This is a genomic window from Rubripirellula obstinata (assembly GCF_001642955.1).
GTDB classification, from domain to species: Bacteria; Planctomycetota; Planctomycetia; order Pirellulales; family Pirellulaceae; genus Rubripirellula; species Rubripirellula obstinata.
In genome coordinates, this window is sequence record NZ_LWSK01000012.1 from 20,038 (window position 1) to 33,146 (window position 13,109).

The 13,109-nt window shown below is 52.8% G+C and carries 4 protein-coding genes; 2 read left to right on the forward strand and 2 right to left on the reverse strand.

Going from position 1 to position 13,109, the window contains the following annotated elements; genetic code table 11:
* Positions 1 to 52 precede the first annotated feature (52 nt).
* Entirely contained in the window at positions 53 to 2,764 is a 2,712-nt protein-coding gene (locus tag RC85_RS05835; protein WP_084422378.1) for a glycoside hydrolase family 2 TIM barrel-domain containing protein, read from the reverse strand.
* A gap of 355 nt (positions 2,765 to 3,119) precedes the next feature.
* Complete coding sequence (locus RC85_RS05840) at positions 3,120 to 5,006, reverse strand: endo-1,4-beta-xylanase (protein WP_084422379.1); 1,887 nt, start codon at positions 5,004 to 5,006, stop codon at positions 3,120 to 3,122.
* A gap of 1,709 nt (positions 5,007 to 6,715) precedes the next feature.
* Here RC85_RS05840 and RC85_RS05845 point away from each other — a divergent pair.
* Both RC85_RS05845 and RC85_RS05850 read left to right on the forward strand, forming a co-directional pair.
* Complete coding sequence (locus tag RC85_RS05845; RefSeq protein WP_149752750.1) at positions 6,716 to 7,399, forward strand: PEP-CTERM sorting domain-containing protein; 684 nt, start codon at positions 6,716 to 6,718, stop codon at positions 7,397 to 7,399.
* A gap of 524 nt (positions 7,400 to 7,923) precedes the next feature.
* The gene (locus tag RC85_RS05850) at positions 7,924 to 13,041 is read left to right on the forward strand and encodes a G8 domain-containing protein (protein ID WP_160148121.1); all 5,118 of its coding nucleotides are present in this window, start codon (positions 7,924 to 7,926) and stop codon (positions 13,039 to 13,041) included.
* The last annotated feature ends 68 nt before the right edge of the window (positions 13,042 to 13,109 follow it).

Here is a 13,109-nt window from a genome sequence, read left to right on the forward strand (position 1 = left end):
AATCATATTCAGTAATGGTGGGATCCATGCCTCTTCCGTGGCAAACGCTGCATCACAGCTTCTTGTTTAGCTCAATGCCATTGAGGACGGCTTCTTCCTTTGTCGGCACAAAATCAATGACGAGTGATTCGCCCGACTGGGTCGTTGCAAGCGTTTTGATTTTTACTGCGCGGAATGAACCGTAATCGCGAGCCAAGCTGATCTGTTGAACAACCGGCTTGCCGTTGACGTTGACCGTAAACACTCGGTTCTTGGCTTTGGACGGTTTCTTGTCATCTGCGTCGGTCAATTCATAGGGCAATGCCTTCGACATCTGACCAGTCAGTTCTGCAAAGTGCAATGTGATTTCGTACATCCCCGGCGGAACGTCGAAGCGATATTGCTGGATACCGATTCGTTGGGTTTGATACACGGGATCACAATGGGTTCCCTTGATCGGTTGGCTGGTTCCGTGTTGCTGCCGAGGCGTTCGGGGCATTTTGTAGACTTCCCCGCCAACGTAACCCCAACTTCCATCGGCATACGCCTTCTCTGGCAGCCAAGCCTGATCAATCTTGTCGTCATGGAAAAAACGATAGTCGCCGCAGTTCAAGGCTAATCCGGATAACGGAAACTCGTCTAGCTTGATGGGCAGCACATCAATTTTCACGACCGCAAGATCTTCCACAGTGCTGTTGGTCGAACAGACAGCCCGCAGAGTGTTAACACCGCCAGAAAACGGAACATCCCAGATGAACTTGTTAAACTCGCCAGCGTTTTTCTTGCCAAGACTAACACCGTTGTGGAACAGTTCCAGCTCTTTCTGGTTCGAGAAAACTTCCACCGGCATACTGCAAATGCCCTGACCCACACTGTCTTCGACGCAGGCGCGGCGGCCCCATCCTTTCGCTGTGATTCCAACAAACGGCTCGTCCAGCAGGGCGGCTTGATAGAACAAAAACACATCCTTCGGCTTCCGATCGATTCCGATCAAACCTTTGTTGTTGATGTTAGGAACCGTATCAGCACGGCCAACCGATCCAAAGTCCGCCATGTTCCAAACATTGATGCCAGCTACAAACGGCAGTTCGGTCAAAGCCTTCAAGTACTGTTCGTGAAAACGTGTCGCATACTCAACCGTAAAATCGAATCGCACCGGGTCGAGAGAATGCAATCGAGGATCAGCACCGGCACCGTACTCGGCAATGATCATTGGCTTGTCTGGAACCGCTTCGTGAAATTCAGTCATCATTTTCTTGACGTCTGAAAACTCACCTTTGTACCAGCCGTAATAGATGTTCCACCCAACGATCATCGGCAGGTCGGTCAGGCCATTGTCCTTATAGATGTTCAGGTTGGCATGATTTGGGATCATCGTGTAACGGTACGGATCTTCTTTTCGGGTCATCGCTTCCAATGCGGCTGCTATGTCGTAAACCTTCTCGAAGTAGACCTTCTGTTTTGCTTTGTCACCTTTGTACTTGGGATGCAGCAACACCTCATTCATGTATGCCCAGATAATCAAACTGGGGTGATTGTAATTCTGACGCATCATTTCCAGATGAATGTTCAAACAGTTTTGCTTGAAGGCTTCGCTTTCAGTGATGGTGTCAACAATCGGGGTTTCAATGGTGGTTAGAATCCCCAGTTGATCGCACAGTTCTAGAATCGCTGGGTCTTGCGGGTAATGAGCAATCCGCAGGAAGTTGCTTCCCATTTCCTTCATCCGCAACACGTCTTCGCGATGGATGTAATCAGGCAACGCGTTGCCAAGCCCAACGTAATCCTGATGGCGGCAGGTGCCGATTAGCTGCAGGTGTTCTCCGTTAAGGAAAAAGCCTTTGTCGGCGTCAAAGGAAAACCATCGACAGCCGAACGAGTCCATGACCTCGTCGAGCATTTGATCCGTTTCCGCATCGTAGACTTTGCAAACCAGGCGATATTGATTCGGCGTATCGGTGCTCCATAACTGCGGGTTTTCGATAGGATCGATCTTCGGCTTTGCCGTAAGCACCTCACCCGCCGACAAATCCAGGTCAGATAAAAAGGTCGCAACCTGTTGTGAATCAGGGCCGTAAATGGTCGTTTCCAGCCTGACATTGCGATCGGTTGTTCCGCTGTTTTTCAGTTGAACGTCGACGTCCAATTCAGCCTGTTGAGCCGAAACTGACGGAGTGCGAATGTAGATTCCGTTTGACGCATGATCTTCAAGATTGAAGTGAACTTTCTCTTCAACCAATAGCAACACATCGCGGTAGATCCCTCCATAGAACGTGAAGTCCGCTTGAAGCGTTGGCACATCCAGGTTGTGCGTCGTATCGACTCGAACAGCAATCTCGAAGTCGGTTGACTCTTTCGCTTCGTCGAACTCAACGAACTGTGAAATGGGAAAAACAAAGCGGGTGTAACCACCGATATGGTTGCCGGCGAATTGGCCGTTCACAAATACATCGGTCTCTTGGTTTGCACCTTCAAAGTAAACAAACAGCTCTTTGTTTTTGTAGTCAGAGGGGACGGTTACTTTGCGGATGTACCACACAGGACCGCGATAGAAACCTTCGGTCTTACTGGTCGCGCCGTAGATGGCGTCGTCGGTGTTAAAGCTGTGAGGCAGATTAACAATTTCTACTTCACGATCCCCAAGCTCGGTCAACGCGACCGGTTTCTCGGCGGCATCTTTGAAGAAGATCCAGGAGTCATTGATCGAGTATTGGGTTTGGGCACTGTCCTGCCCGAATGCGATATTCGAGATCAACAGCAATAAAACAAGCGAGTATTTTATCATTTGGACGTTTGATTCTGAGCGCTGATGGCGTCTTGACGAGACAACGAAGCTGGGATGAACGGTGAGAGAACTTTCACAAGCGTTCTAGGAACACCGCAGATAAGCATCCCGTCGAAAGTCGTTCGTTTAGCGGTTTTTCTGAACTTTTCGCCGGAAAAAAGCTGTAAAGCATTCCTAACTCCTTAAACCGCGTAGGCATCGCCCCATTGGCACTTAACTTAAGAACGTTCGCTCTAAATGTAGGCCGGAACAAGCGCAGCGCAGTTCCGGCAATCCAACGCAGTTCCATACAATTGCCGGAACTGCGCTGCGCTTGTTCCGGCCTACACCAACTCTGCAAGCCAGTCTTCTTACCTCACTGCAACTGAATCTGGATCGTTGCACCTTCACGATTCAATACGATCGGTTTGGTGATCGTCTGGCCTTCGTGCTCGGCGGTCACGTTGTACTGTCCTAGGAAACCGCGGAGTTTCGATTGACCAGCTTCGTCGGTGGTGACGGTCTCGTTTGTCCACCACTGATTTTTGACTAGGTCAGTGAACACTTGACCGGACGGTTTTAAGGTCCAATCTTCTCGCCACAGTGCGGCCGCACGTTTCCAGTGCGCCTTTTCCCAGAAACCCCATTGAATGATCGCTTGAAAGTTCGGGTGACTAAACGATGCAATCATCACATCGCGGAAATAGTCGGCTTGCAACTGGTCGTCATCACCGGCGTCCACATCAAATTCGCTCAACTGCAAACGTGGTGCGATCTCGGCAAAATTGTCGTAGACCTCCAACAATTCCTCCGGCGGCGTCAGCGTGGTTAGACCAAAGTGGCCCATAAAACCGACGACGTCGGGTGCTTGGCCTTGGTCGTTCAAAAACCGAATGATGCGTTTGTAGTCTTTGCGTTTGTACCCGTCTGGCAGCACCTTGCCCTCGTTGATCGCGTGCGTCGCATCGGGAGCCAATCGCCGCGATTCGGCCATAATGTCGGCATAAATCTGCAGGCCACCATACTCTTTTTCGTAGGTGTGTTTGCCCCAGCCGACAATGTGATTGATCGTATCCCACTCGGTCACAAATTCGGCCGTCTTGGGCAGCACATCGGACATGTGATCCCACAACCACTGGCGGTGCGCAGTCGGATCGCCGACGAAATCTTTCTCGATCGCATTGAAATCCATCGGTGCCCAAGCGACGTAATGCCCACGAATGCCAATCCCGTTGGCTTGCAGCCAGGGAACGGCTTGGTCCAAGAGTACTCTGTTTAAGCGTTTGCCCTCGGGCGAGCCAGAGATTTGCTTTTTCCAAACATGTGGCCTTAACTCGCTCTCGAATGTCACGCAGTTGAAGTAATCCTTGACGACTTGGCGATACCTTTGTGCATCTTGCCAAGACGACGTCACATCGGTCCCACTTCTCTTGCGCGTATAGGGAAACGATTGCTGCTCGCCGCCAAGCAGTTCCGCATTGACCGCGTTCCCAAACCCAAAAGCATGGCGTTGCATCTGAGCTTTCACGGTCGCGTTTGGGATTGGCTGGCCATCCGAGCCAACGACTTCGATCGTCAGATCGGCTTTGCGGATCTTCTCGATTCTTGCCAGAGCATCTTTCCGCCACTGTGCTTCTGGTTCACGGCCCGGGTAGTTGACCGTTGATCTGGGAAGTGAATCAATGTCATAGTCCGCGCCGTAATTGATCAATCGAAAATCAGCAATCTCGGCAGTCCTGCCTGCTTCGCCAAGATGGATGTCAACGGCACTGATTTCAGGATCATAGTCGGCAGTTGCCACGAACGATCGGACATGCTGTTTCCATTCTTTGTAGGCCGACAGCTTGTACTCAAACCCTTTCAGATCCTTCCCTGGTTGAAAGTAGAAAACGGCGTTGTTGGGTTGACCGCCCGCACCGGGACGCCGCATCCAAAAGGACATCAGCACGACGTCGCCTTTCTTGAATGCTTCGCTGATCGGGACGATGACCCGCATGTTGGTCGGTTTGCTAAACCGCACCTCCGAGCTCACTTGATACGCCTTTTGGAAAGGCATGTTTTTCGCTGGCACCCAGCCCGAAGTCGCCTCGATATTCTCGTTGCGGAACTCAACCTTGCCGTCTTCGCTGAACGACAAAACATCTTGACCGCCCGAAGGCGGCACAATCAGATCATCGCCGTACACGAAGCTTGTCACGAACAGGAAAGCAAACGCAAGCGAAAGCGTTTTGACGAAACTTCGATGAAGTTGGGATAAAAACATCTTTTAGATTTTGACTCTGCTTGGGGCGGCTTGCAAGAAACAATCAGTTGCAATCGTTCATCGTTGCTTTTGTGAGAGAAAGAAAGATTGACGACTGCATTGACGTAACCTTAGTTGGTTTGATGGAACTTTGCTGAGCTGTGGACCGCCAAGTTTGCCAGAAGGATCTTTGCGAGGCTGCGCTTCACCCAAAGCAAACTGCCCAGCTCAAAGCCCACCGTTGTTTAACGTTACCTTGAAGTTATACGGCCCCAGGCTGGCCTGATGAAAATCATTGCAACGCAGCAAATTGGGCAAGCTGCACCATGGCAGACAACACAAACTGCAGCGCTGCGAAGCATTGTGGCAACGGCACATTTCCCTGATCGCCAGCATGTAGGCCGTAGCGAGTTACGGCTATTTGCGCACCGCCGTAACTCGCTATGGCTCGCTACGGCCTACTTTCAAGGGGCGTGACAAGCTAACAACGACACACTTTCATCAGGCCAATCAGGCCAGCCCCAAGGCAAGGCCACTGATGGGCTTTTGATCTCCAATAGAGTCAGGCAAACTCCATTACACTCAAATTTTTCTTTGCCAAAGCGAGTCAGCGAGCTAACGAAGGGGAAGGGGGTAGATTACGGGTTGTCCTGAACTGGATCGACCTGCAAGCCAAGAGATCGACAGGATACTTTCCAAGTCCTTCTGCGAGCGTCCGAAGGAACGCCTGAAGTCTTCTGACTTGTGGAGAATATCACTCTGCTAGACCACTAGTATTCCGCGTCACCTCAATCTTCGGGTAGCGGAACTCGCCAAGAGTTTCGGCTACGAGGGGGACGCCGAAAGTCTACGCGACTTCCGCTACCTCCTAACCGAAGATTGAGCTGACATGGACTACTACTCTATCGAAACTACTTCCCGAGTTCCCAACCCGAATCGAGCGTCTGAATCGAGCGTCTGGATGGAGCACAGTGCCATTGGAGAGACCAGCACCACCGATAACACTCAGCACGTACCGGTTCGCTGCGATCAGACGCCATCTCTGAGCATCCATGTGGAAGCTACCCAAGACAATATCGCTCCCAGTTCCGTTCGTGACCGAGAACGTGATATTCGTGGGTTTAGGAACTGTCCTGAAACAAGTTCCGTATTTGGCGAAATCTTATGTAGCTGGGCCCACCAGGGTTCAGTCGGGTACGGCTCCTTGATGGACTGAACCCTGGCGGGCCCAGCTACGGGGAAACCGGGATGTTATTTCGCGACAGTTCCTTAAGATCCTTATGCCTCATGGAAATGCAGGTGATCACAGAGAAGTGTCGTATTTGAAGCTGAGGCAGGCAGATAGTCGCCATTCGCCCGGAAAACGGCTGAAACAGCTAGATTTGAAAAGAATTGGTGATTTTTCTTGAAAATCAGCGCGAATAATGTGAAACTGGGCGGGATGTACCGTGTGAGAGGTTGTGTGGTGGTCAGGCCCCCTGATCGTTTCCAACCCTCATTCGCCTGCAAGATTCGCAGGTGACGATCGACCGAACTAAGCTGGTTGGAATAGAAACCTGCAGGTGTTTTGACTTACCGCAAGGATTGCGACGCTCGTTTTGGGGCGTTTTTCGTCTGATGGAGCAGGGGAATGATGGGTGATCAGAACAGATAGGAGGTTCGTCCTCCGCGTTTTGGCCTACTTAGTTTCGAGTTGAATTTTTACTAGATCTAGAAACAGGAGAAGTCTAATGAAGAGTTGTATGAGAATGTTGATGGTTGCTGCTGTTGCAGTGACTGGTTTTGGTACAGCCAGTGCTGATGTCGTCATTGGCATCGGAACCGTTGGTGGAACGGCCGCCAACCCCGTGTTCACACTAGAAGGAAGTGAATTTATACCACTAGGGAGCAGTCCTGGACGCTGGACGGGTGGTGGAGTCGTTGGAACCGACTGGGTAGGAACCACTGGCGGCACAGACGCCGGAAATGCCGACTGGTACCTCAACCATAGCGGCGGTACGAATACTCTTGCTTCAGCGAGCCTTGACAAGGCAACCTATCAGTTTGCACAAGTCTTCTATTCGACCGACGCTGCATTTACACCCGACCCTACTGATGTGGATGACAATAGGTTCTTTTTTTCAGGAGGCCAAAATCCCACCCCAGCGACGGCCGGGCTAATTCCTACCGGACCAGGTCCCCAAAGCTTTGTCGTGGATATTTCCGGCTCAGGCGAAACGGGTAATTGGAATCGTTTCCGTTGGGATCCCTTCAACAACCCAGCCAATGTAGCGGACAATGCGGGCATTGAGTTCACATTAGATAGGGTCGTGTTTGGAACTGAATTCACCGCGATCCCAGAGCCAGGTTCCTTGGCTGTACTCGCCGTTGCCAGTCTCGGTGTGGCTGCACGTCGTAGAAAGCGAACCGCTTAGAGCGTCTGTAGCCTTCAAGTCTGAACAGAATCAAGCTGGCCCTTGCGTCAGCTTCGATTAATCAAACGATCAGCGGTGTTGCAAGCGAAATGTTTGCAAGCGCCGCTGGTCTGTTTTTATAGGCGGCTAGGGACCATTTGCGGTGAGCCTTGGCCAACGAAAGTCGGGCCGGTTCCTACCGGCCGAAGTTGTGCCGGCCTAGGTTGTGCCGGATCGTCCGGTGGGAACCGGACCTCCCTATGATCGGGCCCGTGGGTAACGACTGATCGAGGCAGTTCCAGGGTTCGGATTAATCACAAAGCTCGCTTATTTGTGAGTTCAATTCCTCTTTAATCGCATTCTAGGGTCGTGGTTAACGACTAAAATTGAGGAAGGATTTCCGGATCAAAACCAGTTTTTGTTAACAAAACGCCATAGTTACCGCAGCCATTTTCTCTCGCTCTTCTCAGATTTCACGTGGATCTATGGATCAGGATCGTTCAGTTCTTCCGAAGTTAATTCGTAATTCACGTCTTGGCTCAAAAGTGAAGTCAAAGCAGGCCAAGCGACGTGGGCGTAAACCGCGTTTGGAAAGGCTGGAAAGCCGGCAACTTTTGGCGGCTACGCTGGCGGTCAATTCGGGGGATTGGACCGATGCGAGTACGTGGAGTAACGGTGTGCCGACCGAGTCCACGCGGGCCATCATTTCGCAGGGCCGTACGGTCACGCTGAACAGCACCAATCATGTCGCCGAAGAAATTGTCGTTCACGGTCAATTGGTGGCCGAAGAAGGTGCCGCCGGTTCGCCGGACAAGTCGCTGACGACTCGCTGGATTCACGTCAACAGCGGCGGCGTCTTTCAAATTGGTACCGAGAACAATCGATACGACAACCATGACTTTGTCCTGACGTTGACGGGAACGAACCCCAATGCCGACCACGTCGTCGAAACGGCGATGGGGACGATGCAGATCAACGACAATGATGGTTTCTTAATGACCGGCGGTGGCGGCAGCCTGCAGTTCTTCGGTGACGAAAAACTCAGCTTCACCAAATTGGCAAGAACGGCCTTTAGGAATTCAACGACGATCACCGTTGAAAATGTGATTGAACGCAACTTTGATGGCACCACCTCCGCTGCATCCGATGGTTCTCTGACTGGATCGAATGCTTGGGAAGTCGGTGATGAAATTGTGATCGCTAGTTCTTCGTACGACTACAGCGAAGAGGACGCGCGAACGATCACAGCGGTGAATGTTCAAGGCAGCGAAACGGTGCTGACGTTGAACCAACCGCTAAGCTATCGACACTACGGCCAGATCGAAACTTACAAGAACGGCCAGGAAAGCATTGACCTTCGCGTCGAAGTGGCACTGCTGAACCGAAGCATTGTGGTGCAGGGCACTCAGGATACTGACAGCCGGTTTGGTAACCGCGCCCGATACGGCACCACCGCGGGCAGGAACCTTGGCATCGGTGCCCATGCGATGTTCATGACGGGCTCGGGCAACATCACGATCGACTCAGTCCAATTTGACAAAATGGGGCAAACCGGTCAGGTCGGACGCTATCCGATTCACTGGCACTTGGGCGCTGACCGATCCGGCGATGTCTTGCGTAATTCAAGCGTCACCAATTCCAACAACCGTGGCGTGATCGTTCACGGGACACAGGGCCTGTTGATCGAAGGCAACGTGCTGCACGACATTCATGGGCACGGCCTGTTCATGGAAGACGGTGCGGAATTCGACAATCAATTTCTTAGCAACATCGTGTTGGGAATTCACAAGGTTGGCGGCAATAGCCGTAACGATCCGTTCATCATTCCCGGCGTCACGCGAGGGAGCAACGGTCGGGTCAACGACGATGCACCGCGAAACGGAAACGGCGAGAGTTCGCATGATACCGGGCAGCAAGTCTTTGAGCGTTTCCTAAGTTCAGCGGCTTACTGGATCACGAACCCGAACAACACCTGGATCGGCAACATTTCGGCGGGATCCGAAGGAACTGGGTTCTGGTTCATTTTGCCTGACCGCGTGATCGGGCACTCGCGCGATACCGGTTTGTACAACGGGTACAATCCCTCAAAGCAGAACCTGGGCATCTTTGACCACAACACGTCGCACTCGTCGCCGGTTGGTTTGACGTTTGATCGCGGGTCAGACATTCGTGGCGGCGGCAGCGTCGGTTACACGCCGCCGCAAAGGGCGACGTTCAATGAGTTCACCGGCTACAAACACAATGGGACGGCGGTCTACCATCGCGGTAACAATGTCACCTTTGCCGGCAGCCAGTTTGCCGATGTCAAAAGCGGCTCCTTCAATACGTTCTCGCAAATCGAACGCGATGTTTTGTTTGTCGGACACAGTCGCGGCAACGCTTCGCTGTCTACGCTTGTGGGTGGCTACAAACTTTACGATGGTCCGGGGCAGATTATTGGAGCTCACTTTGCAGGATTCGCTGGCGATAACGCGCACACGTTCCTGAATACCGGTGGGGCGCACAAGCACGCGATGACGCGGGCCGAGGGAATCACGTTTGAAGATGACGGAACCGCCGATAACCTGTCGATTTACTGGCAGGATGCGGGCGGCTTCACCAACGACTCGCCCGCCAATGCTGCTGGACGGCCCGATGCGATTTCGGGAATTGTTCTGGACGTGGACGGGTCGCTGACGGGGCATGCCGGGGGCGGCGCGGGGCATGTTCTGACGCCGCGAATTGATTATTACCGCGATTCGACCGATATCGCTCCGGCTGGCTGGAATGCCTACATCAGTGACGACCGGTTTGGCTATCTGCAGTTGAACACCATCAGTGGTGCGGGCAATTTCCCCTACTTTGATGTTCACAATGGTGATGACAATCGATTGAGGGTCAACCGCCGGAATATCACGCGGCAGCGGCTTTACACCAAGCTGAACGCGGGTGACTACACCTTCACGTTTACCCAACCTGTGCCGTCGGACGGGTTCACGGTCCGAATGGATGTGTTACGTGGCGCAGAACCGGGTGATTCCAGCGTCTATCGTTTCAAAGGGGTCGGCACGGATTACGAACCAACCTCTGGCGCAGAAAGAACGACGCTGCAAGCGCTGCGCAATTCGTCATCGAATGCGTATTTCCGCGACGCGGGCGGTGATCTTTGGATGAAAGTGTTCGAATCGGGTGCCACGATCCGCATCAGGCCCACCAACGAACCGCTGCCATCCAACGATGCCGAGGTGGAAGCACTGGTCTTGGTCAATGCTGATAACGAAGAAGACATTATCGAATTGGTCGATGGCTTGGTGATCAATCTAACGACGTTGCCGACAGAGAATTTCAATGTACGCGCGGCCACCAACGAAACCACTCAAAGCGTCGGATTCAATTTAACTGGACCGTCGGCACACAGTCAGACCGAAAGTATCGAGCCGTATTCGCTTTTTGGTGACGCCAACGGAGACTTCCAATCGGAACCCTTGCTGGTGGGCCAGTACACGTTGGTGGTGACGCCCTACGATGGAAATAATTTGTCGGGCACCGCAGGTGAAGCCGTAACGATCAACTTTACCGTTACCGAACCGGTTCAATCGCAGTTCGCTTCGCTGACCGAAGATCCGGTCGTCAAAGACGGGACGCTGGTTAGGGCTGAGGAATTTGACGAAGGCGGTCAGGGCGTTGCTTACTTTGACACCAGTCCCGGCAATGCTGGTTCAGGCAACAACGCTCGACCGGACGAAGATGTTGATCTGACTGGCAGCAGTATTTTGCTTGGGAACGTGATCGATGGTGAGTGGCTGGAATTCACGCGTGATGTGGTTGCCGGTGTCTATGACATTGGCATCAACGTCAATAACTTTTCAATCCAATTCCCTGAAAAGGGCATCCGCCTGTTGGTTGCCGAGAATGCGTTTTCCGATTCGTTCACCGAACTTGGTTCGGTCCGAATTCCTGACCCCAATGTTACCGGAACAAGCTTCGTCATTCCGGATGTTGACCTGACGCAGTGGGGCGGCGAGGACCGAGTGTTCCGGGTCGAGTTTTTCGCTGGCAGACCAGACATCGTCATCGCGCCGGCCAACGCGGTGCTGACAAGTGAAAACAGTTCGTATCTTGATGCGCCCTATGGCGCAAACGGAGAGAATTGGTTCAATGGATCTGGCCTGGATAATGCGTCTGATGTCGAAACCGGGGATCCGGTACCAGAAGTTTGGCCGGGACATCAGTCGGGCAACCATCGCGATCGGGTCTCCCGAATCCGAAGCGCCGTCGAGTCCAACACGCTAACCATTGATCTTGGCGGAACCTTTGACATCAGTGGAATGGTGCTTTGGAATAGCACCGAAAGTGGACAAACCGCTCGAGGTTTCGAGAACACGGTTTTGTCTTACTTGACTGACGGCGGAACGACGTTCAGCGGAAATGACTCACTGACATGGACACAGCTTGAAGGCGGTGGCCCAGATTTCGGCCCCGAAGTCCAGTCCCTTGCGGGCGTTCGAGAAGGTGTGACTCATGTTCGCATGGTGGTCGATAATTTCTCCAATGCAGGGTCCGACGCAATCGTGATGGCGTCGGAGTTTCGATTCATCGGCAAAGGCCAGGCTGCTGCAGGTTCCAATTTGAGCCTGAACTTTGATGCGCTGCAATTTAACAACGCCCATGACCTCGACTTCGGTGACGCACCTGTATCCTACTCGACATTGCTTTCCGATGACGGTGCCAGACACGCTGCGATCGGCCCGCAACTTGGATCGACGCGTGACAGCGAAAACGATGGCTCGCCATCGGTCGGTGCCAATGGCGATGGTAATGACGAAGATGGCGTCATGTTTGGTGCCATCGCAGTCAACCGTTCGATGGCCGGTGTCAACTTTTACTTGGAAGACAATCAGCAAGGGCTCATCGACGCCTGGATCGACTTCAACCGAGACGGCGATTGGGACGATCCCTTCGAGCAAATTCTTAGCGGGGCCATGGTCAACCAGAATCTTCAAACGCACAGTTTCGCACTTCCTGATAATCTGACGACCGGCGATGTTCACGCGCGTGTTCGCATCAGCACCGATGGTGGTCTTGGTCCACAAGGCTTTGCCGCCGATGGCGAGGTCGAAGATTACGTGGTCAGCATTGTCCAGCCACCAACGGTCGAAAGCATCGAGATCAACGCCGGCGACGCCCAACGTTCGTCGGTCGATTCGGTGCGAGTGACGTTTGATCAAGAAGTTGACATTGATACCACTGGCGGTGCTCCGTTTGAGTTGATCGAGCCCGATAGCGGCGCGGTGGTCCCCATACTTACACCGGTAATTCATCAATCAGGTGGCAAGACGATCGTGGACCTGACCTTTCAGCGAACCGGTCCGCATGTGACTGCGTTTGGCAGTCTGCAGGACGGCGATTATCAATTGACGATCAATCCGTCTTTGGTGACCTATCCAGATTCAGACGTCCAACTCGAAGGCGATCACGTCATGTCGGCGGTCGATGGATTGTTCCGCAAGTACGGCGATGCTGATGGTGACAACAATGTCGGCCTAACGGACTTCGCCGCGTTTCGCAGCACGTTTGGAAAATCCGCGGGTGAACCGGGGTACGTTCATGGACTCGACTCGGACGGCGACGAGGAAATCGGCCTGACGGACTTCGCTGCCTTCCGGGCCAACTTTGGTACTTAGCAATTGTTTTAAAACGACTCAGGAGGTTGCCGACGACGTGCCCGTAGCTGATCCCGCCAGGGTTCAGT